Here is a 21952-nt window from a genome sequence, read left to right as displayed (position 1 = left end):
GACTTTCTCTCCCAGGCGATCCGGCTTCATGCCTGATCGAAACGAAAGCGCAGTTTTTCCTGCTCGCTGGCTGCACGCGCGAGGATCCACTGACGAAAGGCGGCTATTTTACCCAGTTCTGCCTGACTGTCATGACAAACCAGATAAAAAGCATTTTTACTGATCAAAACTTCGCTGAACGGGCAGACCAGACGTCCGGCCTCAATTTCAGTCTGCGCCATGACATTATTCACCAGCGCAATACCTTGCCCGTGGACGGCGGCCTGAACCACCATCGCGCTATGGCTGAAAATAGGCCCCTGCTGGACATTGATTTGTTGTAACCCGAGCTGTTTGGTGTAGGCCAGCCAGTCGCGGCGGGAAGCATCATGCAGCAAAGTGTGGTGGCTTAAATCTGCCGGTTCCTTCAGCGGATTATCGCTCATCAGTAAAGAAGGAGAACAAACCGGAAGTAAATACTCAGCATATAAACGCTCGGCCCGCAGCCCCGGCCAGTTGCCCCGGCCGTGGAAAATCGCCACGTCGACATCGTCGGATAATTTGTCTTCTTCGCGATCCACAGCCTGGATGCGCACATCGATGCCCGGATAAGCTGAGTTAAAGCCAGACAATCTTGGCACCAGCCACTGAATCGCAAAGCTCGGCGGCAAACTCACCGTCAGAGCGCCTTTCGCGCTGCGTGCCTGGAGTTTTCTCGTCGCCTCATTCAGGGATGAGAATATCTCCTTAATATCCAGATAATAGCTCTGCCCTTCTTCGGTCAGTAACAATGAGCGATTGCGCCGGCGAAACAGTTTTAACCCTAAAAAGTCCTCAAGTGACTTAATCTGGTGGCTAACGGCGGCCTGCGTGACGAACAATTCCTCGGCAGCCTTAGTAAAACTAAGGTGGCGCGCTGCGGCATCAAATACCCGCAGAGAATTCAAAGGCGGTAAACGTTTTGACATAGAATGGGTACTTCTTATTCGCCGGTAAGCGGAGCACCTGTCCGCGGATTTAGATATTAGTTTTTTTAATCCGAGACATTATAATTTGTCCGTTGAGGATGTACAGGCAAAAACCTATAGTGGCGCCACTTCCTGAGCCGGAACGAAAAGTAGATTGGTATGAGGATGCTGAAATACTTTTGGCTTGTGGTTGTGATGTTGTGTTTGCAATTGTCTGGCAATCCAGACACGTAGCTTGAATGCTACAAACTTTTCACTTCCTGTACATTACCCTGTCTGTCCAAAGTGATTTTTCAGCACCGCTATTTGCGGTGCTTTTTTTTTGCCTGTGTTTGGGGCAAAAAATATGGAGCAAAAAGTTTGGGGCAAAGAGACAGGAATGCGGGCGCATAATGTGACAAAACCGGCCTCATCGCAAGAAGAGCCGGTTTTGTCATAGAGCAGAACGTGAGGTTACCCCGGATTCATACACTCGGGGGGGCACCTGAGGGATTAGTTCCCTTCTGCCATTTCTTTGATTTCAGATTTATTGATCTGCTGCTTGTTGCCATACGCATCGGTATAACTGATCATACCGGTATCATTGTCCGTGCTAGGTTTGCCATCAGCAACAATGGTACGGCCATCGTTGGTATGCATCACGTAGTTGCTTGAACAGGCGGCAAGTGTTGTGGTCAGCAGTGCAGCTGAAATTACGGCGGCGATCTTCTTCATCATAGACTCCTTGCAGATTAAAATGCTTAAAAATCCTGGTTAAACTTCCAGGCTAATGTATTTAGTTAACGTAATTCAGCATAACAAACTTCTGATAAATTTCCAGGTAACCATTCCTAAAATGAATAAGCGGCTTGTGTTACAAAAAACCTACATTTTTGAACTCAGGCTGAAGGATCTGAATTGGTATGAAAGACTTTAACCCCGCCGTTTTCCGTCAGCACTTTCCTGCACTGTCCCAGGGACAATGCTATCTCGACAGTGCAGCCACCGCGCTGAAGCCGCAGGCAGTGATCGACGCCACCGTGAATTTCTACTCTCAGGAAGGCGCTACCGTTCACCGCAGCCAGCATCGTGCGGCGCAAACCCTGACGGAACATTACGAGCAGGCCAGAGTAAAGATGGCGCAATGGATTAATGCGCCACGTAGCGAAAATATCGTCTGGACGCGGGGAACCACGGAATCTATCAATCTGGTGGCACAAAGCTGGCTGCGCCCACGACTGCAACCGGGTGATGAGATTATCGTCAGTCAGGCAGAACATCACGCGAACCTTATTCCGTGGCTGATGGTGGCGCAGCAATGTCAGGCGCACGTTGTTACGCTGCCGGTGGATAAACAGGGCATACCCGAGATCGACGCCCTTCCCCGCCTGCTGAGCAATAAGACACGCCTGCTGGCGCTGACGCAAATGTCGAACGTGACGGGCGCAATGCCTGATATTGCCCGCGCCGTTGAACTGGCACACGCAAACGGCGCGCCCGTGCTTATCGATGGCGCACAAGGTGTGGTGCATTGTCCGTCAGATGTACAACGTCTCGATATCGACTTTTATGCTTTCTCAGGTCATAAGCTTTACGGCCCGACCGGCATCGGCGTGCTGTATGGCAAAACAGCATTACTCGACAGTATGTCGCCATGGCAGGGCGGCGGGAAAATGCTGACGCAAGCTTCCATGACAGATTTCACGCCGCAGGCTGTTCCGCACCGCTTCGAAGCGGGAACGCCAAATATTGCCGGTGTGGTCGGCATGTCTGCTGCGCTGGAATGGTTAAAAACTGTCGATCTGCCCGCAGCAGAGAAATATGCACAACAGCTGGCGGCACTGGCTGAAGAACAACTTGCGCAGATTGAAGGCTTCCGCAGTTTCCGCTGTCACCATTCGTCCGTTCTGGCATTCGATATTGCCGGTGTACATCACAGTGATTTGGTAGCTTTGCTGGCCGAACAGGCGATCGCCTTGCGCGCCGGACAGCATTGCGCTCAGCCACTGATGAATGCTCTGGGCATCAGCGGAACATTACGGGCCTCATTTGCGCCGTATAATAATGAACAGGACGTCACGCGGCTGGTCGGTGCGGTAAAATACGCTCTCGACCTGTTAGCCGATTAATTCATTGTTTGGGGAATACCATGTCAGCGCCACATCCTTTCGGCCATGAGATCACTGAAGCCTCACTTACCAAAAAATTTGCGTCATTTCGTCAGTGGGAAGACCGCTACCGCCAGTTAATCCTGCTCGCAAAATCCCTACCACCGCTGGATACGGCGCTGAAAACACCTGAAAATGAGCTATCTGGATGTGAAAATCGGGTCTGGCTTGGCGCGGAAAAATCAGAGAACGGGACGATGCATTTTTATGGCGACAGTGAAGGTCGGATCGTGAAAGGTTTGCTGGCCGTATTACTGACTGCCGTAGAAGGCAAAACGCCAGACGAGATCTTAAAGCGGGATCCGCTGGCGTTATTTGATGTATTAGGATTGCGTGAGCAGCTCAGCACCAGCCGCGCAAGCGGACTTAACGCGCTGGCAGCCGGCGTAATCGCTCTTGCCCGTCAGGCGGCCTGAGCCTGACGCTGTGCTTTCGCCATCATTTTCTTCAGCACATGAGATACCGCGACAAAGCCAAACGTCGCGGTAACCATCGTCGCCGCCCCAAAACCGGAAGCGCAGTCCATCCGTTTCGGCCCTTCTGCCGTTGCCCTTGAGGCACACACAGAACCATCTGCCTGCGGGTACATCAGCGGTTCGCTGGAAAATACACAGTCAATTCCGAGCTTACCTTTGCTGTTTTTCACCACGTTGAAATCACTTTTCAGACGCTCACGCAGTTTTGCCGCCAGCGGATCCTGAATAGTTTTCGCCAGATCCACGACCGCGATTTGTGTCGGATCGATCTGCCCGCCCGCACCGCCTGTCGTTACCACCGGGATCTTATAACGACGGCAATAAGCCAGCAGAGCAGCTTTTGGCCGCACGCTGTCAATAGCATCAATCACGTAGCTGAAACCCTGGTCGAGCATCTCAGCGACGTTATCAGGCGTAATAAAATCGTCTATACACGTCACCTTGCACTCGGGATTAATCGCCAGAATACGCTGCGCCATGATTTCTGTTTTCGCCTGCCCGACATTTTCACGCAAGGCATGAATCTGACGGTTGGTGTTGGTCACGCAGACGTCATCCATATCAATCAGCGTTATCGCGCCAATGCCGGTTCGCGCCAGCGCTTCCGCCGCCCATGAGCCCACTCCGCCGATACCAATAACGCAGACATGCGCCTGCGAGAACAACTCCAGCGATTGCTGACCATAAAGCCGGGCAGTTCCGCCAAAACGTTGCTGATAAGCGTCGGAATAGGTAGCTGTCATGAAAAGATAAACCTCAGTGCGTTGTGTCGAAATCTAGTTAGAGGGCGCGTAGGCCGTGAACAGCGGTTTGCCGTTCTGCGCTGATTTTAACACCCAGACGCGTCCATAGTGATTATAAAATCCGGCAGAATGTCCGGCGTCAGGGCCAATACCCTGATACATATCGAAATGTTGTCCTTTAATCGCTCCGCCGACATCCAGTGCTACCATCAGGCGCATGTGATATTTACCGGTAAACTTGCCTTTATCATTCAGCTCAGGCACTTCTGCCAGCAATGTTGTCCCCGCCGGGATCAGCGAACGGTCAGACGCTACCGAGGCTTTGGCAATCAGCGGAACGCCGCTGGCACCGCGAACTGGCGCGAAAGGCTCAGGCTTGAAGAACACGAATGACGGGTTTTGCTCCAGCAGTTCACGGACTTCTGCCGCGCTGTGTGTATCGGCCCACTGACGGATAGCCTGCATCGACATGTTTTCGCGCGCCACTTCACCACGGTCGATCAGCACTTTGCCGATACTGCGGTAAGCATGGCCATTCTTGCCGGCATAACCAAAGAACATGAACGGGCGACCATCGCCGTAATCGACATACCCGCTGCCCTGCACTTCCATCATGAAGTTATCCATCAGGGAATTGGTCCAGGCGACGACGTAATTATCGCTCAGGGCTCCGGAATAAATCGAGGCACGGTCAGGCAGACGACCCCGTTTTGGCGGCATACGGTACAGCGGATACTGGAATTCACCCTGACGCGTATAACGCGCCTGTACCACTGGCGTGTAATAGCCGGTCAGCTGAACGTTACCGAAATTGTCAGCACCTTCCATCTGATAAGCGCTGATGCCGTACTGGCTCAGATTGCGGGTATCCGCGCCGGACCGTAACCATTGTTCGACAGCCTGAAATGTCGTGTTGTTACGACCGTATAAAGAAGAAGAGGCAATCTGAACTGCGGCAACCTGATTGGAGTAATCCAGCGCATTAACCGGTTTGCCCGTCGCATTCGGCTCATTCACGTATTCAAGCGCATTATCGAGGCGACCATCTTTATACTGCTGGCCACGGTCGGTGGGTCGCGAGGAACATCCCGCCAGTACCGCTATCACCAGACCACCCAGCAGATATTTACTCCAACGTCCTTTCATTATTGCCGCGCTCTCTTACATTCAGGGAAATGACTGGCGAAACGATAACAAACGGCCTGTCAGAAAGGAATTGTCACAGTCGAAAAAAGTGTACTGACCCAAATTGTGCTTCGAACGGCCATTTTGTGGATAAAAAGCCAGCAACTAAGTGCTTTATTTGAATAAATTCAAAAAAGGGTTGCACGAAATCTCATGGGGAGTATAGTTCGCCTCCATCGGACGCGGGGTGGAGCAGCCTGGTAGCTCGTCGGGCTCATAACCCGAAGGTCGTCGGTTCAAATCCGGCCCCCGCAACCAATTCGATTTCGATGTATGAAATGCTCAGTTGAATTGTACGATGAAGTAAAGCAGTATACGGACGCGGGGTGGAGCAGCCTGGTAGCTCGTCGGGCTCATAACCCGAAGGTCGTCGGTTCAAATCCGGCCCCCGCAACCAATTCGAGACTGAAGTATGAAGATGCTCAGTTCGGATAATGTGATGAAGTAAAGCAGTGCTAAGTAGTGACGGACGCGGGGTGGAGCAGCCTGGTAGCTCGTCGGGCTCATAACCCGAAGGTCGTCGGTTCAAATCCGGCCCCCGCAACCAACTACTAAAAATCAGTATCATTAAGCAGTAAAACATCAGGCACCTTAACGGGTGTTTTTTTGTATCTGAATTCCGGTAAACAGCGGGAACGCACTTCCCGCGTCACATCGAACTCATCCCCTCGCAGACATCCCGCCCTGAGCAAAGTACGCTTTGATCCCCGCAAGAATGGACTCCGCCACCTGCTGCTGAAAATGCGCAGTCCGAAGTTTTTTCTCTTCATTGATGTTACTGATAAACGCCGTCTCGACCAGAATCGAAGGAATATCCGGCGCTTTCAGCACAGCGAATCCCGCCTGATCGACTTTGTTTTTGTGCAGATGATTAATCTTGCCCATCCGCGTCAGCACTTCTTTACCGAATTTCAGGCTGTCACTGATGGTCGCCGTCTGAACCAGATCAAACATCGTATGATCGAGATAGCGGTCACCGCTTTTGCTGACGCCGCCTATCAGGTCGGATTCATTCTGCGTTTGTGCCAGAAAACGTGCCGCTGAACTGGTTGCGCCTTTCGTTGATAACGCAAACACCGACGATCCTTTGGCAGCCCGGCTGGTAAACGCATCCGCATGGATAGAGATAAACAGATCTGCCCGCAGCTTTCTCGCCTTTGCCACGCGGACTTTCAGCGGGATAAATACGTCTTCGTTGCGGGTCATATGCGCTTTCATATTGGGTTCACGCGCGATCAGCTTCTGTAACCTTCGGCCAATCTGCAATACGACATCTTTCTCGCGGGTTTTGTATTTTCCGATAGCGCCCGGGTCTTCTCCACCATGGCCGGGATCAAGCATGATCACCAGCGGCCTGCTGCGCCCTGCCTGACCGTCTTTCCTGGTTTCCGGCGGCAGCGTTCTTGCGACATCCCCGCGATTGTAATCTTCCAGTAACGCCAGCAGAGGATCATCCTGAACACTGACGTCCCCTTCTTGCGGATAAAGGTCGACAACCAGACGGTTATGAAACTCCGCCACTGGTTTAAGCGTAAAGACATGCGGACTGATGGCCCGCTTGAGTTCCAGCACCATACGAACCGTTTTGGTATCGAACTGCCCTACCCGCGCCTGACGGATATAAGGATCGCTTTGCTGAACTTTCTCGCCCAGACCTTTAAGCACGCTGTTCAGGTGGACGCCCTCAATATCAATGACCACTCGCGGCGGATCATTAAGCAGAAACTGCTTATATTTTAAGGGAGTGCTGGATTCAAGAGTAATGCGGGTATACGTCGAGGATGGCCAGATGCGTACCGCGATAACCTGTGAGCTGGCGGCAAAACCTACTTTACTGACACTAAGCATCCAGGAGGCAGCTACGGTTTGAAGAAGGCGTCGTCGTCCGGGATTGTGATTATCGTCAGTCATGCAGTCTCAAAAGTATCTAAAAGTAAAAAACAGGTGATAAAAAAATCAGTTTGCGAATTCTAGCGAATCGAATCCCGCATGTCATTCCCTAACATTTATTCGATTTATCAATTTGTTGCCTGTTTGTAATCAGTGTTAATTCAAAAACAGAGATTTCTTACTTGCCACACGGCCCCAAAAGAATAAAAATACAAAAATTACGAATAAAAATTCAAACGAGGTTTTGCCGTGAAGGAACGTAGTACTGAACTGGTTCAGGGATTTCGCCACTCAGTTCCCTATATCAATGCTCACCGTGGCAAAACATTCGTTGTCATGCTCGGTGGTGAAGCCATTGAACATGAGAACTTCAGTAATATTGTCAATGATATCGGTCTGTTACACAGCTTAGGTATTCGTCTGGTGGTCGTTTATGGTGCCCGTCCGCAGATTGACGCGAACCTTTCTGAGCACAATTACGAACCGATTTACCATAAAAATATCCGCGTCACTGACGCCCGTTCACTGGAACTGGTTAAGCAGGCTGCCGGCCTTTTACAGCTTGATATCACCGCCAGGCTTTCAATGAGCCTGAATAATACGCCACTGCAGGGCGCTCACATCAACGTGGTCAGCGGCAACTTTATTATCGCGCAGCCGCTGGGTGTGGATGACGGTATCGATTACTGCCACAGCGGCCGTATCCGCCGTATTGATGAAGAAGCCATTCATCGTCAGCTCGACAGCAATGCCATTGTATTGCTTGGTCCGGTTGCAGTTTCCGTTACGGGTGAAAGCTTCAACCTGACATCAGAAGAAGTGGCAACGCAGCTGGCGATTAAGCTTAAAGCCGAGAAAATGATCGGCTTCTGTTCTTCGCAGGGGGTTATTAATGAGGAAGGTAATATCATTTCCGAATTATTCCCGAATGACGCGCAGGAACGGATTGATCAGATGGAATCCAGTGGCGATTATCTTTCCGGCACAGTGCGCTTCCTGCGTGGTGCGGTGAAAGCCTGTCGCAGCGGCGTTCGTCGCAGCCACCTGATCAGTTATCAGGAAGACGGTGCGCTGGTTCAGGAATTGTTCTCCCGCGATGGCATCGGTACGCAAATCGTCATGGAGAGCGCTGAACAGGTTCGCCGCGCCACCATTAACGACATCGGCGGTATCCTTGAACTGATCCGCCCTCTGGAGCAACAGGGCATTCTGGTGCGCCGTTCCCGTGAACAGCTGGAAATGGAAATCGATAAATTCACGATTATCGAACGGGATAATCTGACCATCGCCTGCGCCGCGCTCTATCCGTTCCATGACGAAGGCATTGGCGAAATGGCCTGCGTTGCCGTTCATCCGGATTACCGCAGTTCTTCACGAGGTGAGATGCTGCTACAGCGTGTTGCCAGCCAGGCAAAAATGATGGGGCTAAACCGTTTATTTGTCCTGACGACGCGCAGCATTCACTGGTTCCAGGAGCGCGGTTTTAAACCGGCAGAGGTAGATGTATTGCCGATCCAGAAACAGGAAATGTACAACTATCAGCGCCGTTCAAAAATCCTGATATCTGAGCTGTAACTTTCCGTACTGAACGGTGACTTATAGAAAACAAAAAGGACGCAAAAGCGTCCTTTTTTAGTTTTCTGCTGGTTCCTGCAAAATTATTCAGCAGAATTGGGTTCCAGCGTTTTCTGCAATGTCGACGTATCTGGCCAGGTTTTAAAACCTTCCGGTGCGGCATATTGCGGTGTTTTGCTGTCATTGCCCGAAACCTGAGACAACATCGCCAGCCCTTCCTGTTTAATCACCGCTTTCTGGAAGTAATCCGCCAGCTGGGTTTGTGTCAGACCGGCAATCACGCGGATGACATTCGCTCTGGTATCAAATTGCGCATTTCCGCGACTGAAATCATTACCGAATCTGTCGGCTTCCTCGTCCAGGGTTTGCGGATTCTGCTGCATTTCGTTGACCAGACCCTGCTTGTACTGCAGGAACTCAGCATCTTTCATTTCACGCAGGCGTTTTTCGGCTTGTGGATAAAATGCCAGATAGCGCTGATACAGATAGTCAGGTTGTTTGCTGTTACTTTGCAGCAGGAAACCAATCCCCCACTGTTTTCCGACAGGAATAGGGAAAGCAAAGACAGCGTATCCCAGTTGCTCCTGAGTACGCAGCTGGCTGTAGAACCAGGGCTGAATAATCTGCCCGAGCAGTGCGCTGTATCCCATACTCTGGACTTCATCGTAACCTGTTGGCACATAAACGGCAGCCAGCGCGGAGTCCGAACTGGTCCCGACACGCTGAATATTGGCTTTTACCGGCTCAGTCACCTGCGCCTGCTCGCCACGCCACCATTTGTCTCCGTGTGCGCCAAGCTTTTGCATGATCTGTTGCGACATGGCTTTAACCTGAGCGGCAGTCATATTACCGACAACCATCACTTCTACGGCGGCATGATGTACCAGTTGTTCACGGTAAGCGTTCACGTCTTCAAGGGTGATGGCGGAAACCAGTTTTTCTCGTTCGCTGCGCTCGGTATAAGGCACGCGGGAAAGCAGCTGAACAGGTTGCAGCGCAAGTTCAAACGCTTTTCCTTTATCTGCCGAAGCCAGTCGTTCGAGATACCACGATTTCGCCTGATCCAGCTGTTCCTGAGTCGGTTTGAAGTCAGGATAATTGTCTACCAGCGCTGCCAGCAAATCAGGCAGGCACTCGGTAAAACCTGTAGCTGTAAATTGCAGGCCATTGTCCGGCGATGTGCCGAAAGTAATCCCACCGATGGACGCCTGATAGCTCAGTTGATCGAACGCTACGCCAGTCAGATAATCCGTAAGACCGTACAGCACCTGATTTTTAGCCGTGCTGAGCGCCTGATCGTTGCGGAAAGAAACGGTCACATTGGCTTTTGGCTCGTCAGCAAAGTATCTGCTGGGCATGTAGAACACCCGTAAACCTTTTTCGTCCACCAGCAGTTCAGGTTTTGTCGCTTTAGAGTCTTTGGTCACCAGCGCGAGTGACTCAGGGATATAGGGATTCAGTGCCGGCAGTGATAACGCGATAGTTTGCCCGATGGTTTTCCATTGCTCATAAGTCTGAGGCGGCACTTTATCGACCTGATAAGGCGCATTCACAAAGTAAGCCATTTTATTGTGCGGCTCATTTGGGCTGATTATCCAATAGCGCGCATTTTGCGGCGTCATTTCATCCAGACGGGACCCAATGGCTTTGGGGTCGTATTGATCTGTCAGATAAGGCGAATCGAGAACGTGCTCAACCGGTACGCGCAGCATGGTATCCACCAGCCATTCGACGTAATCCATATCCCGCGTTAATGCCGGATACCGGAAGTCGAGCGCCATCACGTGCGCAATTTCATCAAAATAGGGCTTCTCAATACCCCTGGCGCGCATCTCGTTGAGATAACTGAATACAGCAGCAATCACGGTGTCACGCTGTGCGAGACCCTTATCCGTCAGGGAAACCGAGATATTGAAGACGCCCATATTACGGTTCACCATCGGATCAGCACCGGCGCTTATCCCGTCAGCATAACCCTGTTTCTGTAACCAGTCAGAGAGTGTATTCGGGCTGCGGTTGCCAATCAGATAGCTTATATAGGTGTCAGTTTTACTGCGAAAATCTGCGCTGTTGTTATCGATGGCAAATTCAATGCGTAATTCTTTGCGGGGTTGTGCAGGAACAAAATGGATGAATTCCCCTTTCTGTTCAGCGGTTAACGTGGGCACCGTGATTGACGGAACCACCGCGTGATGATTGGCTATCTGACCAAAGGTCGTTGAGGCCAGTTCTGCCAGTTCCGGCAAAGACTTATTACTGTAAATCACGCCGACCATCAGGTTAGCGGAATAATAGCGGTGATAAAAAGCCGTCAGTTCATCATGCAGCTTGCTGCCGGGTTTGTCTTTCAGGGTATCCAGATTCCCCCCGGCGAAACGGGCTGCCGGATGCTCAGGGTTCAATGTCTCTGCGCGAACCTGCGCCATGCGCATTCCGTCGCGGGAGCGTGCCATCGTCAGCTCAGCGTTGACCGCGTTACGCTCGCGGTCGCCATTAGCGGGATCCAGTAAAGGCTCGCCAATGGCATCGGAAAGGCGATCAACGGCCTCAGGCAGAGCGTCATTTTCCACTTCCAGATAAAAGGCCGTGCGGTAAGACGCCGTGCTGCCGTTATGACTACCGCCGTGTTTCTTAAGGAATTCAGAAAGGCTTTCAGGCTGAGGATATTTCTTAGAACCCATCAGCAACATGTGTTCGGTATAGTGAGCCAGGCCTAATTGGGAACCGGGATCTTCCAGTGATCCGACAGGAATAGCCAGTGCAGCGAGAGACTTGGGGGCTTGAGGATCAGATACCAGCAAAACGGTCATATCATTCGCCAGTTTGATGGCCTGATACTGACGCGGGTCGTTCTGACTTTTATTGATAGCTTGTGGATAAGGCTGCCAGTCGGCTGCACTTGAAACAACAGGGGCCCAAAAGGTCAATAACAACAGTAACCCGGAAATACGGGTAACCTGTTTTAACATTGCCACACTCCCTAAATCGAATAAACGTGCCACACGGGCAATAAATACAGGGTTCAACAACAGATGAACCTCAACAAGCTGTTTTGAGCAGATGAGTCTGTTCAGACCCCGCAGAAACAGGATAGTTGTGAAAAAAATCGCATTGGGATTTTCTTCCTGTGTTCCGTCACGTTTTAGCCATAAAGCCAAATGTTCCAACAGGGGAAAATAACCCTGTTAAACCACTCTAAGCTGTTAGCTCACCATTGCAAGTGGCTTGAGCGTATTTTTGTCCTTCGTTATGCCGCTGACGGACACCGTTTCAGGGGCTGAAATTACATATCAGGCGCTGCAACATTGCATGATATTTTGCCGGCGTTTGAATCTTAGCACTGACTAACTTGCAGGATTGTGCATCTGAAATGCCAGTAAGCAGAAATTCCCAACCAGCGACAAAAGGCTCAGTGCCCTTTCCTGTCACTGAATAGGCTTCAAGCTGAGAATGCGCTTCTGCCCACGCCTGCTGAACCTGCCACTGCCGCATAAACCCGTATGTCAGCGACTGGTAGTAGTTCAGGAGTCCAAGTATCGACACTGACAGCAACAACATCGCAATCAGAGCCTCTGTCAGACTAAAGCCTTGTTGTTCTTTCTGGATTTCATTCATTGCAGACCTGCTCATCAGCCTCAGGGCAAAAATCCAGCCATCCCTGTTTTAGGGGTGAAAAAATCACCTCTCCGCTGGCCTGTTTTTTCACACTGACCTGCTGATATTGCATAACAGATTCATTGCCTTCTGCCATTCTTCCTTCGCCACGAAACAGGAAAATATCCTGGCGCAATGAAGGCCGGACACACACTCTGCCGGTGCCTGAAGCGATGATGCCTGCTGCCACATTCCGGCACTGCCAGAAAGGTTCGCTGCTGTCTTTCCATGACTGGCGTATACCCCACGCTAACGCTGATGCTGCATTTTCCCAGGCAATAACATAACGATGCTGATTCGATGTCAGCGCCAGTCCCGCGGAAAGTTGCTGTTGCAGTGAGTTTAGGGCAATCAACCCCAACCCCATCATCACAATAATACTCAGGATCATCGTACTACCCCGCTGTCTGACCGAATTGCGCATTTCAGCTGCTGTCATAAAACATGGCCTGCAATCATCTCGGTCACCTGCCGGTGGATAAAAGGATTTTTGCTCCAGCTGCCGTCAAGTTGCAGAGAATACAGGCGGCCGGAACCACTTGCTGCTACCTCGGTTACCACAAACCGGGTCACGTTGACTTCAGCAGGGTCAAGAAATTTTTCCCACCCTGAACTGCTGCAATCCGCTGCTCCGCGCTGGATTTCAATACCGCCCTGACGTAAACGATAACCAAAATATTCAGACTCCGCCGTTCCAGGCTTATCCCATTTTCCGTTATGGTTGAGGTCATAGATAACAAGGATGCAGGAATTGGCCGCTTCACCCGCAGCATTGCCGATGATGACAGATTTACCCTCACAGGTTCCGTTACAGAAACCGGCCCGACGAATATCTTTGCCAATAGCAAAAGTAGTCTGGCGTAAAAGTTGCTCGAGCTGATAATGCCGGCCCAGGCTCTGGCTTCTCTGACGCATCAGCGGATAGATTTGTGCGGCACTGAGCATCAGCATGCTGCCAATCCCCATCGCTATCATGACTTCTGGTAACGTGAACCCCTGACAGCGGGGTATGCTCACTGGCATAAGCCGATGCCCAACAATGGCTGCGCTTCACTGCACGTACGCAACCGTCCTCTGACAGAAAGTACGATCCGCAAACTTCCCGCTGAATTTTTCAGTGTGATATGCCCGGCCAGCGCAGCATTACGCAGCCCGTAAAAGCCCATGCTTTTATCACTGACAGCAAGTAACTCCACGCCGGATCCACGGGTGGCGAATATTTTTCCCACAGCATTATGACAACCTGAAGGAGGGGTTCCGGTTCCCACGCATCCATCAGTGCCGGCAATGCCCCATAAGACAGCAGAGCGATTGTAATTATTGGCTTCTGCCTGCACCCCGAACAGATACAAACGCAGCTGCTGAGCAGATTGCTCAAGCTTTAATGCCTGCTGGTAATTGCGCCAGCTGTGGATCCCCCACAATGTACACATGGCGACCAGAGCCACGACAACCATCATTTCAATCAGCGACATTCCCTCTTCCCCTGCCCGCTCAAATGTTTTCATGCGGCCAAAATAGGCATTTAGATTTTTTCTGCCACTGGCAGAGTCATTTTTTCCAGGATGTCGTGAGAACTTTCGATGCAACGAAATCCCCGCGACAAAAAAGTTGCGTGATGTCTCGCAGGGATAGCACCGGGATATAAATCGGGATAGAAATTGTTAGGAAAAGGCGTAAAAAGTGGGGCAGCAGGAAAGCAGGATAAGGGGGGAATGACCGCCTGACGCAAGTGTCAGGCGGCATACAACGAAGGATCAGATAGCGACAGGTGCCTTGATTGCAGGGTGCGGATCGTACCCTTCAATCTCGAAATCTTCGAAGTTGTAATCAAACAAGGACGCCGGTTTGCGCTTAATGACAAGTTTTGGCAACGCACGAGGTTCACGGCTCAGTTGCAGATGCGTCTGTTCCATGTGGTTGCTGTACAGGTGCGTATCGCCACCCGTCCAGACAAAATCACCCACTTCGAGGTCGCATTGTTGCGCCATCATATGCACCAGCAGTGCGTAGCTGGCGATATTGAACGGCAAGCCGAGGAAGATATCGCATGAGCGCTGGTACAGCTGGCAGGACAATTTACCGTCGGCCACATAGAACTGGAAGAAAGCGTGGCAAGGTGCCAGCGCCATCTGATCCAGTTCGCCCACGTTCCATGCAGACACGATAATACGACGCGAGTCAGGGTCTTTCTTCAGCTGTTCAACCACATTTGCCAGCTGGTCGATTTGCTTGCCGTCAGCCGCGCCCCAGGCACGCCATTGCTTGCCGTAAACCGGTCCGAGGTCGCCGTTTTCATCAGCCCACTCGTCCCAGATGCTGACATTGTTTTCACGCAGATAAGCGATGTTAGTTTCGCCTTTCAGGAACCACAGGAGTTCATGAATAATGGAGCGTAAATGGCAGCGTTTGGTCGTGACCAGCGGGAAACCTTCCTGCAAGTTGAAACGCATCTGATGACCAAAAATCGACAACGTGCCCGTACCGGTACGGTCGGCTTTAGGGGTGCCCTCATCGAGCACTTTCTGCATTAAATCCAGATACTGTTTCATGTTACCTCACGACAATTGTTTCTGCGGACGGCGATATGCCCAGACCATCATAATCAGACCAATGACGACCATTGGAATGGACAGCACCTGCCCCATACTGATGATCCCGTCGAACAGGCCGAGCTGTGCATCTGGCTGGCGGAAGTGTTCAACGATGATGCGGAATAAGCCATAACCGATCAGGAACAAGCCTGATACCGCCCCCATCGGGCGAGATTTACGGATAAATACGTTCAGGATGATGAACAGTACGATACCTTCGAGCAGCAGTTCATACAGCTGTGAAGGGTGGCGCGGCAATACGCCGTACTGGTTCAGCAGCGGCTGCCATTTCGGGTCAGCGGCGGCAATCGCAATATCTTCCTGACGGGAACCCGGGAACAGCATTGCCCATGGCACATCCGTGGTCACGCGGCCCCAGAGCTCACCATTGATAAAGTTGCCGAGACGGCCAGCACCCAGACCAAACGGGATCAGCGGAGCGATGAAATCGGCAACCTGGAAGAAGTTGCGTTTAGTGCGACGGGCAAAAATCAGCATGACCACGATTACGCCAATCAGGCCGCCGTGGAAGGACATGCCACCGTCCCACACTTTGAAAAGATACAGTGGGTTTTCGAGGAACAAAGGCAGATTGTAGAAGAATACGTAACCGATACGACCACCGAGGAAGACACCGAGGAAACCCGCGTACAACAGGTTTTCAACTTCGTCTTTGGTCCAGCCGCTGCCTGGCTTGTTAGCACGGCGTACCGCCAGCCACATTGCGAAGACAAAACCGACCAGATACATCAGTCCGTACCAGTGAAGAGATACCGGTCCGATTGAGAAAATCACCGGATCAAACTGGGGAAACGCCAGATAGCTGTTGCTCATCTATCACCACAAATTGTTTATCATTATTGCCCGGTCAGGGGCCAGCAGGGAGCGAATAGTAGCATAGCCGGAAGGTTTTCCGGGGCTAAGCCGCTGGAAAAGTTCTGTAAAAAATCATCTCATCCCGCGCCAGAGTGCGATCAGGATGAGAATACTGCAGCGCAAAACCTGGCGTCCGGCGCTTATTTACCGCCGCGGATCAGGCCGCCCAGTCCGCGTCTTTCCATAAATGCGGCGGTCATTTGACGCACGTCCGTGGTGAAATGCGCCTGTAACACCCGTCCGGCCAGCTCTTCTGCATCGGCTAAATCAATGCGTCGCAGCAGGTATTTCACGCGGGCGACGCTGCGTCCGTTCATGCTGAGATTACGGAACCCCATGCCGGTAAGCAGCAATGCGCCCATCGGGTCACCCGCCATTTCGCCACACAAACTGACGTCCAGTCCGGCGACTTCTGCACCGGTGATAATCTGCCTGAGCACGCGCAGCATCGCCGGATGCAGGCTGTCATAGAGACCGGCCACGCGGGTGTTGTTGCGATCCACCGCCAGCAGATACTGCGTTAAATCGTTGGTACCGACGGAGATAAACTCAACCCTTCCGACCAGCGCTGGCAGCATAAAGACCATGGAAGGGACTTCGATCATCACGCCAAGACGTGTCCGTGGAAGCTCGTAACCGAGTTGTTCCTCAACTTCACGTCCGGCACGATCGATTAAACGACGTGCCTCGTCAATCTCTTCAAGACTGGTCACCATGGGCAGAAGAATGCCGAGATTACCGGTCGCCGCATTAGCACGCAGCATCGCGCGTACCTGAATAAGGAAAATTTCAGGCTGATCGAGAGTAATACGGATACCACGCCAGCCCAGACAAGGGTTCTCCTCGCTAATCGGCATATACGGTAGTTGTTTATCAGAACCGATATCCAGCGTGCGCAGGGTGACCGGTTTTTGCGGAAACAGCTGCAACATGCCCTGATACTGCGCGACCTGTTCTTCTTCAGAAGGGAAGCCGCTTTGCAGCATGAACGGTATTTCCGTGCGATACAGCCCGACACCATCGACGCGGCTGCCGAACAGCTTTTCGTGATCGGCACTCAGACCGGCATTGAGCATCACTTTCACCCGTTCGCCACTTTTCAGCGCGGCGGGTTGCTCAACGTCGTCTTCAGCTTTCTGACTCAGCTCCATTTCTTCGCTGATCAGACGCTTATATTCCGTGACCAGCACGGGTTCGGGGTCAATCAGTAACTCGCCACGATAGCCATCAACAATCAGTTGTCGCTGGCTCAATAGTGCAGGCTGAATATCAGCGCCCATAATGGTCGGCACGCCCATTGCGCGCACCAGAATCGCCGCATGGGAGTTGGCGGCGCCGTCGCGAACCACGACACCGGCCAGCCGGTCTTGCGGCACTTCGGCCAGCAAAGTAGCCGTCAGCTCATCGGCAACCAGAATAAACCGCTCAGGCCACTGGGTATTGCCCTGGATCGTGTCATCGAGATGGAAAACCAGTCGCTGACCCAGCGCACGTAAATCGCTGCCGCGCTCACGCAGGTAAGTATCCTGCAAACTGGCAAACTGAGCGGCAAACTCCTCAACCACCTTTTTGACCGCCCACTCCGCCACCGCGCCCTGATCAATCTGCGCGAACAGCTCGCGCTTGAGGCGCGCATCGTTAAGCAGGTGGGAATAGAGATCGAAAATCGCGGCGCTTTCTTTCTGCGCACTGGCAGTAAAACGCTTACTGAAACGGCGGAATTCAGCACCGGCATCTTCCAGTGCGCGGGTCAGACGTTCGCGTTCACGCACCGTATCAAGCGTGGACGCCATATACACATGCTCGAGCGAAGGCTGCGAGCTATCCTGCCAGCCGATACCGATAGCCACACCAGGCGAAGCCGCAAGCGCGCGGACACGGGTCTGACGAAAGCGTCCGTAAAGCACATTAAGCTGTGCCTGAGAAAGGATCGCGGCCAGCTGCGTCGCCAGCGTGACCAAAAATGACTCTTCACTTTCATCGAACTGGCGGTGTTCGCGTTGCTGGATAACCAGCACGCCAAGCAACTGACGACGGTGAATGATCGGTACGCCTAAAAAGGATCGGAACAGATCTTCTTTTACGGCAGGAATATATTTAAAGCTGGGATGGCTCTGCGCATCAGCAAGGTTAATAGGCTCGGCAAGACGCCCTACCAGACCGACAATCCCCTGATCAAACGCCAGAGTAATAGTCCGCCCGCGAGGTTTTTTCAAACCTCGCGTCGCCATCAGGTAATAACAACGGCGGTCATTGTCAGCGAGATAGACGGAACACACTTCTGTGTCCATCGCCAGGCAGGTTTCATTGACCAGTACATCCAGCGCATCATTGAGGCTGGACGCCATTGCTACCTTTTCAACAATTTCTCGCAAACGCGTGAGCATCTCTTCGTGACTTAGCCTCTTTTACGACGATAAGCGGGCGATGTCCTGGGAAGGGAGACTTCCTGCATCGGCATAATCGTGGTGGAAAACTCTTTCATCACACGACGGTAAACATCGCGTTTAAAAGAAACCACCTGACGAACCGGATACCAGAAACTCACCCAACGCCAGCCATCAAATTCAGGCGTACTGCTGCGCTGCATATTGATATCAGCATCGTTACACATCAGTTGCAGCAAGAACCATTTTTGCTTTTGGCCGATACAAACCGGCTTTGTGTCCCAACGCACCAAACGTTTTGGTAATTTATAACGTAACCAGTTACGGGTTGAAGCCAGAATACGTACATCTTTACGGCCAAGCCCCACTTCCTCAAACAGCTCGCGGTACATGGCCTGCTCAGCAGTTTCACCGGGGTTTATGCCCCCCTGCGGAAACTGCCAGGAGTGCTGACCGTATCGTCTGGCCCACAATACCTGACCCTGCTTGTCACAGATTACGATACCAACATTCGGGCGGTAGCCATCATCATCGATCACCGGACTACCTCAATAGCTTAAAATCATAGATGTTCTGATTGTTTCATACTACCAACAGGCGGTAAACCACTGGTTAATGCCGATGAGCATGAATAAAAATGGGATAACTCTCCGTTAACTTCGAAGTTATAAACAGATTTTGAAAATCACCCGCGATTTTATTCACTTTTTCTGTGGATAGATATGTGAAGAACTTAAGAGTAAGCGGGGTAAAACTCTGCTGAACTTATTTTTGCCAGCAAAATGAATTTCCATAAAATCATTATAAACCATAACATTACTGACAATAACTGAAGTTATCCCACTGTCAAAAATGAGAGTTATCTCACACTGCACCGGGAGCTGGTGAAAGATCCACCAATGTCGTTTTTATCCACAGCGATCGTTTAAAAGTTGACGTCATCAGGGCAAAAATTGCATAAAACCCCTTCCGTCAAGCCTGTAAATCGAACCAGTGATCGGTAAAAGGCAGGGTTATCCAAGAAATCTGTGGATAAGTAGGTGGAAGATCCTGTTCATTGTCGCCTTCAACAGGTGATCAACCTAATCAAATGTGAATAAAAGAGACCAGAAAGCGGAAAAAAACCTAAGGCAAATCATGCTATTATTTCATTACTCCACAGGGATAACTTTTTATTCATTGTGCCGGCACAAAGCAGTACAAAAATTAATCATTTAATTGAGCGTTGTTTTTTATGTCTATTCCTTTACCCGCGACCTCACCGCCCCACCACGAACAGGAACTGCTGCAACGCGCGCAGTCGCTGGCGGGTCACACGTTGGGCGAACTGGCAGCGCATGCGGGACTCCCTATTCCGGAAAATCTTAAACGGGAGAAAGGCTGGGTCGGCATGTTGCTGGAAGTTTATCTTGGTGCGATAGCCGGCAGTAAACCTGAGCAGGATTTTGCTGACATTGGCATTGAGCTGAAAACCATTCCGGTGGATTCCCGTGGCAAGCCGCTGGAAACCACCTTTGTGTGTGTCGCACCTTTAACCGGCAACAGCGGTGTGACGTGGGAAAGCAGCCATGTTCGCCACAAACTGGCACGTGTGCTGTGGATACCGGTCGAAGGCGAACGGCAGATCCCGCTGGCTGACCGTCATATTGGTGCGCCTTTGCTGTGGCAGCCTTCTCCTGAAGAAGATGAACAACTGCGTCAGGACTGGGAAGAACTGATGGATTTGATTGTGCTGGGCAAAGTAGAAAGCATCACTGCCCGTCATGGCGAGTTTTTACAAATCAGGCCAAAGGCCGCGAACAGCAAGGCGCTGACCGAAGCCATCGGCGAATTCGGGCAACCGATCCTGACGTTGCCTCGCGGCTTCTATCTTAAGAAGCGTTTTACCTCGGCATTGCTCGCCCGGCATTTTTTGCTGTGATCGCCGCATTTAGAAAATTTTAATCACCTTTTCTGCCACTTTTGAAACCTTTTGCTACGCTAGAATCTGACTCTCTTGTTGTACACAAAAGGAATGATAATAATGATGAAAAAAACATTGATGATGACCGGTGCCGCAATGCTGGTTTTTACCCTGGCAGGTTGCGCCAGCGATTACGTCATCTCGACCAAAGACGGCAGCATGATCCTGACCGATGGCAAACCAAAGCTGGATAAATCCACCGGTCTGCTGAGCTACACCGATGAACAAGGCAATGAACGCCAGATCAACAACGATAACGTCAGTCAGGTCATGAAGCGTTAAGTAAAGGCTAAGTCCTGCCTGAAAAGAGCCGGTTTTTACCGGCTCTTTTACTCATACCCCGCCCTGCTCTGATGACCGGCACTCTCTGCCACTTCCCCCTGATGATTCCCTTGTATATAGTCAGTTGAGGCGCTTTTTCATTAGCCTGACATTCTCAGATATAAAGGAAGACCGGCAATGCAATATCACCGTATACCCCACAGTTCTTTAGAAGTGAGCTTACTGGGACTTGGCACCATGACTTTTGGTGAACAAAACAGCGAAGCCGACGCCCATCAGCAGCTCGATTACGCCGTTTCAGCAGGCATCAATCTGATTGATACCGCCGAAATGTATCCCGTTCCTCCGCGTCCAGAGACGCAAGGACTGACAGAAAGTTATATTGGCAGCTGGATCAAAGCCCGCGGCAACCGTGAGAAGATTGTTCTGGCGAGCAAAGTCTCGGGACCTTCCCGTGGTAGTGACAACGCTATCCGCCCGGCTCAGATGCTGGATCGCAAAAATATCCGTGCCGCGCTGGATGCCAGCCTCAAGCGTCTGAATACAGATTATCTGGATTTGTACCAGTTGCACTGGCCGCAGCGTCAGACCAACTTCTTTGGCAAACTGAGTTATCAGTACACCGAAGAACAGTCTCCGGTGACCTTGCTGGAAACACTGGAAGCGCTGAATGAACAGGTACGTGCCGGTAAAATCCGCTACATCGGTGTTTCTAACGAAACCCCGTGGGGCGTGATGCGTTATCTGCAACTGGCGGAGAAACACGATCTGCCACGCATCGTGTCGATTCAAAACCCGTACAGCCTGCTGAACCGCAGCTTTGAAATCGGTTTGTCAGAAATCAGCCAGCACGAAGGCGTTGAACTGCTGGCGTATTCCAGCCTGGCGTTCGGCACGTTAAGCGGCAAATACCTGAACGGTGCGAAACCGGCGGGTGCGCGTAATACGCTGTTCAGCCGCTTCACCCGTTATTCTTCACCGCAGGCAGAAGCGGCGATTGGCGAATATGTGGCTCTGGCGAAGAAACGCAATCTGGATCCTTCACAAATGGCGCTGGCCTTTGTACGTCAGCAACCTTTCGTGGCCAGCACGCTGCTCGGCGCGACGACCATGGAACAGCTGAAGATCAACATCGACAGCCAGAACCTGATACTTGACGAAGAAATCCTCGCTGACCTGGAAAATATCCACAAACGCTTCACTATTCCTGCACCGTAATTCCTGCATAGTTAA

20 protein-coding genes and 3 tRNA genes are annotated in these 21952 nt (G+C 51.5%); 9 read left to right on the top strand and 14 right to left on the bottom strand.

Features of this window, described 5'->3' with window-relative positions:
- Positions 1 to 26: 26 nt before the first annotated feature.
- Positions 27 to 947 carry a transcriptional regulator GcvA gene (locus tag ACJY2G_RS14970; RefSeq protein WP_112288312.1) on the bottom strand — a complete coding sequence of 307 codons (921 nt, stop codon included), beginning with the start codon at positions 945 to 947 and terminating at the stop codon, positions 27 to 29.
- A 492-nt stretch (positions 948 to 1439) separates the two neighbouring features.
- Positions 1440 to 1661 carry a YgdI/YgdR family lipoprotein gene (locus ACJY2G_RS14965; protein WP_112288311.1) on the bottom strand — a complete coding sequence of 74 codons (222 nt, stop codon included), beginning with the start codon at positions 1659 to 1661 and terminating at the stop codon, positions 1440 to 1442.
- 188 nt (positions 1662 to 1849) lie between these two features.
- Between ACJY2G_RS14965 and csdA the strand changes: the two genes are divergently transcribed.
- Both csdA and csdE read left to right on the top strand, forming a co-directional pair.
- Complete coding sequence (csdA, locus tag ACJY2G_RS14960) at positions 1850 to 3055, top strand: cysteine desulfurase CsdA (protein WP_430320494.1); 1206 nt, start codon at positions 1850 to 1852, stop codon at positions 3053 to 3055.
- A gap of 20 nt (positions 3056 to 3075) precedes the next feature.
- A complete protein-coding gene (gene csdE, locus ACJY2G_RS14955; RefSeq protein ID WP_430320492.1) occupies positions 3076 to 3510 on the top strand; it encodes a cysteine desulfurase sulfur acceptor subunit CsdE in 435 nt (144 codons plus the stop codon).
- Here the strand turns inward: csdE and tcdA are convergent.
- Entirely contained in the window at positions 3498 to 4313 is an 816-nt protein-coding gene (tcdA, locus tag ACJY2G_RS14950) for a tRNA cyclic N6-threonylcarbamoyladenosine(37) synthase TcdA (RefSeq protein WP_112288308.1), read from the bottom strand. The genes csdE and tcdA overlap by 13 nt on opposite strands.
- 33 nt (positions 4314 to 4346) lie before the next feature.
- Complete coding sequence (gene mltA, locus ACJY2G_RS14945; RefSeq protein ID WP_112288307.1) at positions 4347 to 5459, bottom strand: murein transglycosylase A; 1113 nt, start codon at positions 5457 to 5459, stop codon at positions 4347 to 4349.
- 220 nt (positions 5460 to 5679) lie between these two features.
- Between mltA and ACJY2G_RS14940 the strand changes: the two genes are divergently transcribed.
- The 3 genes from ACJY2G_RS14940 to ACJY2G_RS14930 all read left to right on the top strand — a co-directional run bounded on the left by ACJY2G_RS14940 (position 5680) and on the right by ACJY2G_RS14930 (position 6045).
- Positions 5680 to 5756, top strand: a tRNA-Met gene (locus ACJY2G_RS14940).
- Between the two features lie 62 nt (positions 5757 to 5818).
- Positions 5819 to 5895, top strand: a tRNA-Met gene (locus ACJY2G_RS14935).
- 73 nt (positions 5896 to 5968) lie between these two features.
- A tRNA-Met gene (locus tag ACJY2G_RS14930) sits at positions 5969 to 6045 on the top strand.
- A gap of 113 nt (positions 6046 to 6158) precedes the next feature.
- Here the strand turns inward: ACJY2G_RS14930 and amiC are convergent.
- A complete protein-coding gene (gene amiC, locus ACJY2G_RS14925; RefSeq protein ID WP_120163094.1) occupies positions 6159 to 7409 on the bottom strand; it encodes an N-acetylmuramoyl-L-alanine amidase AmiC in 1251 nt (416 codons plus the stop codon).
- 228 nt (positions 7410 to 7637) lie between these two features.
- On the opposite strand from amiC, the gene argA reads away from it, so the two are divergent.
- The gene (argA, locus tag ACJY2G_RS14920; RefSeq protein ID WP_112288305.1) at positions 7638 to 8963 is read left to right on the top strand and encodes an amino-acid N-acetyltransferase; all 1326 of its coding nucleotides are present in this window, start codon (positions 7638 to 7640) and stop codon (positions 8961 to 8963) included.
- An 83-nt stretch (positions 8964 to 9046) separates the two neighbouring features.
- Here the strand turns inward: argA and ptrA are convergent, their stop codons facing one another.
- From ptrA to rppH, 9 genes are all read right to left on the bottom strand, one after another.
- Positions 9047 to 11932, bottom strand: coding sequence for a pitrilysin (gene ptrA / locus ACJY2G_RS14915; RefSeq protein ID WP_439291894.1), 2886 nt, complete (start codon positions 11930 to 11932; stop codon positions 9047 to 9049).
- A 301-nt stretch (positions 11933 to 12233) separates the two neighbouring features.
- Entirely contained in the window at positions 12234 to 12578 is a 345-nt protein-coding gene (locus ACJY2G_RS14910) for a prepilin-type N-terminal cleavage/methylation domain-containing protein (RefSeq protein ID WP_430320490.1), read from the bottom strand.
- On the bottom strand, positions 12571 to 13056 hold the full coding sequence (locus tag ACJY2G_RS14905) for a YgdB family protein (RefSeq protein ID WP_430320489.1): 486 nt from the start codon (positions 13054 to 13056) through the stop codon (positions 12571 to 12573). Before ACJY2G_RS14905 ends, ACJY2G_RS14910 begins: the two co-directional genes overlap by 8 nt.
- Complete coding sequence (locus tag ACJY2G_RS14900; RefSeq protein WP_430320488.1) at positions 13053 to 13640, bottom strand: prepilin peptidase-dependent protein; 588 nt, start codon at positions 13638 to 13640, stop codon at positions 13053 to 13055. The genes ACJY2G_RS14905 and ACJY2G_RS14900 overlap by 4 nt, the downstream gene beginning before the upstream one ends.
- Entirely contained in the window at positions 13631 to 14092 is a 462-nt protein-coding gene (locus ACJY2G_RS14895) for a prepilin peptidase-dependent protein (protein WP_430320487.1), read from the bottom strand. Before ACJY2G_RS14895 ends, ACJY2G_RS14900 begins: the two co-directional genes overlap by 10 nt.
- 282 nt (positions 14093 to 14374) lie before the next feature.
- Positions 14375 to 15169, bottom strand: coding sequence for a thymidylate synthase (gene thyA / locus ACJY2G_RS14890; RefSeq protein ID WP_112288301.1), 795 nt, complete (start codon positions 15167 to 15169; stop codon positions 14375 to 14377).
- A 6-nt stretch (positions 15170 to 15175) separates the two neighbouring features.
- On the bottom strand, positions 15176 to 16045 hold the full coding sequence (lgt, locus tag ACJY2G_RS14885; RefSeq protein ID WP_112288300.1) for a prolipoprotein diacylglyceryl transferase: 870 nt from the start codon (positions 16043 to 16045) through the stop codon (positions 15176 to 15178).
- A gap of 182 nt (positions 16046 to 16227) precedes the next feature.
- Positions 16228 to 18474: a phosphoenolpyruvate--protein phosphotransferase gene (gene ptsP, locus ACJY2G_RS14880; RefSeq protein WP_430320486.1), complete on the bottom strand. Its 2247-nt coding sequence runs from the start codon at positions 18472 to 18474 to the stop codon at positions 16228 to 16230.
- 11 nt (positions 18475 to 18485) lie between these two features.
- Positions 18486 to 19013, bottom strand: a complete 528-nt coding sequence (rppH, locus tag ACJY2G_RS14875; RefSeq protein ID WP_013574162.1) for an RNA pyrophosphohydrolase — start codon at positions 19011 to 19013, stop codon at positions 18486 to 18488.
- 695 nt (positions 19014 to 19708) lie between these two features.
- On the opposite strand from rppH, the gene mutH reads away from it, so the two are divergent.
- From mutH to ACJY2G_RS14860, 3 genes are all read left to right on the top strand, one after another.
- Complete coding sequence (gene mutH, locus ACJY2G_RS14870) at positions 19709 to 20395, top strand: DNA mismatch repair endonuclease MutH (RefSeq protein WP_430320485.1); 687 nt, start codon at positions 19709 to 19711, stop codon at positions 20393 to 20395.
- A 105-nt stretch (positions 20396 to 20500) separates the two neighbouring features.
- Positions 20501 to 20719: a YgdI/YgdR family lipoprotein gene (locus ACJY2G_RS14865; protein WP_430320506.1), complete on the top strand. Its 219-nt coding sequence runs from the start codon at positions 20501 to 20503 to the stop codon at positions 20717 to 20719.
- A 177-nt stretch (positions 20720 to 20896) separates the two neighbouring features.
- A complete protein-coding gene (locus tag ACJY2G_RS14860) occupies positions 20897 to 21937 on the top strand; it encodes an NADP(H)-dependent aldo-keto reductase (protein ID WP_439291893.1) in 1041 nt (346 codons plus the stop codon).
- Positions 21938 to 21952 lie beyond the last annotated feature (15 nt).

This window comes from Rahnella sp. ATs2 (assembly GCF_051851855.1).
Lineage (GTDB): Bacteria > Pseudomonadota > Gammaproteobacteria > Enterobacterales > Enterobacteriaceae > Rahnella > Rahnella variigena.
The sequence above is the reverse complement of the archived record's forward strand: the minus strand, read 5'-3'. Positions and strand labels throughout refer to the sequence as shown.